This window comes from Atribacter sp. (assembly GCF_035418125.1).
Lineage (GTDB): Bacteria > Atribacterota > Atribacteria > Atribacterales > Atribacteraceae > Atribacter > Atribacter allofermentans.
The window spans coordinates 1-1813 of the sequence record NZ_DAOLQM010000340.1 but is presented as its reverse complement, the minus strand read 5'-3'; the positions used below and the strand labels follow the sequence as shown (position 1 = coordinate 1813).

Below are 1813 nucleotides of genomic sequence, written 5' to 3'. Positions count from 1 at the left end.
ACATGGTTCGTGAAGCCAAAGAATAATCAAAAGATAGCACTCCAGAAAGAGCAGCTAAAATATATCCTGACATCGAAGTCCAATATCGAACTGATTGGAAAACTTTTGGCTCAACTTCTCGATGCCATACGAGCTTATAAAAAGAGTATTTTGATTGAGGCGACAAACCAGTTAATCGATAGATCTTCTCATTGTTGATGATGCCCTTCATTTCTTGGAAAATGAAATCAGTTCGGGTGTCAAACCAGGCCGGACTCTTGGTAATCGGCTGAAGGGACTGATCCAAACCAACCATCACTTCAGCAAAGCTTGATATGCTCAGAGCAACGACTTCTTTTTTAGCATCAGAAGAAAAGCCTTTTAAGTTTTCCAATAAAGCGTTCAAAACTTCCTGAGGTTGGTAACATCCACCATATTCATCACTTATAAACGGGGTGGGAAATGCCCTTTCTTCAATAATATCTCCATTTTCTGAAAAAATTATGATCTTGGTATTGGTTGTTCCAATATCAATTCCTAACAAATGGGCCATTTTCTCCTCCAGTTTTTTCTGAAAATGAAAAATTTAACCAGATTTTTATGATTCCGATACCGGGGCTAGAGTCTTTTCTGCATCCTTTCGATCTTTGGTCAGGAGACAAAGAATGCAACGGGTTGGACATTTTTCTTTACATAAACCACATAACGTGCACTTTTCCTGATCAATTTTGATCACTCCATCCTGGAAATGAATGGCTTGAACCGGACAGGCTTTCACACAGAGCTGACATTTAATACACCCCTTGCTACAAATCCGGCGAACTTCCTTCCCACTGGCTGGAGATGAACAAGCTAATTGCACTTGTTCTCTCCCTGGGACTAAGGCCAATACTTTGCGCGGACACTCCTCAACGCATTTTCCACAACCAGTACATTCTGCCCAATCAATAACTGGAAGACTGGTTTCAGGATTAATATGAATAGCATCAAACGGACAAATTTTCTCACAAGTGCCCAATCCCAAGCAACCATTAATACAACCTATATGAGATACACCTAAAACCGCTGCTGCTCGACAATCATCAATTCCAAAGTAAGTACCTAACTCTTGAACAGTTCCTTTCCCACCTTGACAGACCAACATTGCCTTTTTGGTTTCTAACTTTCCAGTGGTTTTTCCGGTAAGCTTAGCGATTTCAGTCCACACTTTTACGCCACCAACCGGACAGGCATTCACCGGAGCGTCTTCGTTGACAATTTTTTCTGCTAATCCAGAACAACCAGGATATCCACAGGCACCACAATTGGCACCAGGTAAAATCTCCTCGATCTTTTTAATTAAAGGGTTGGTATGTATAGCAAATTTTTGGGCGAACCAAGCCAGCATATATCCAAAAGCTACCCCCAAAATTCCGATCAAAACCGTCGGCAAAAGAATCGACATTTCAACATCCTCCTCTACTTTATCAAACCCTTAAATCCAATAAAGGCAATGGCAAGGAGAGCGGTAACAATAAACGCCATTGGATATCCACGATAAAAACTCGGTACTTTTGCATACCGTAATTTTTCCCGAATACCAGCTAACAAAACGGTAGCAACAGTAAATCCAAGAGCAACACTGATACTATAAATGACCACCTGCAGAAGATTATAATTATAATCAACTCCAAAAAAAGTAACCGCTAATATCGCACAATTGGTGGTTATTAAAGGAAGATAAATCCCCATGGCCCGATATAGATTGGGAAGGTTTTTTTTCAGCAAAATTTCAACCAACTGTACCAATACAGCTATAACCAAAATAAACACCATGATTCGTAAATATTCGAGC

At 40.2% G+C, this 1813-nt stretch carries 3 protein-coding genes; all 3 read right to left on the bottom strand.

Annotated elements, in window-relative coordinates:
* Nucleotides 1-532, bottom strand: a 532-nt coding sequence (locus PLK24_RS11210) for an FGGY family carbohydrate kinase (protein WP_324479176.1), incomplete at its 3' end; no start/stop codon positions are given.
* A gap of 45 nt (nt 533-577) precedes the next feature.
* Nucleotides 578-1423 (bottom strand): RnfABCDGE type electron transport complex subunit B, encoded by an 846-nt coding sequence (locus tag PLK24_RS11205; RefSeq protein WP_324479174.1) that lies wholly within the window; start codon nt 1421-1423, stop codon nt 578-580.
* 14 nt (nt 1424-1437) lie between these two features.
* The coding region (locus PLK24_RS11200) for an electron transport complex protein RnfA (RefSeq protein ID WP_324479172.1) at nt 1438-1813 on the bottom strand (376 nt) is incomplete at its 5' end.

What these genes read in the sequence shown, in the direction of transcription:
- PLK24_RS11205 (WP_324479174.1), bottom strand. Translation starts at nt 1,423, where the DNA reads ATGTCGATTCTTTTGCCGACGGTTTTGATCGGAATTTTGGGGGTAGCT.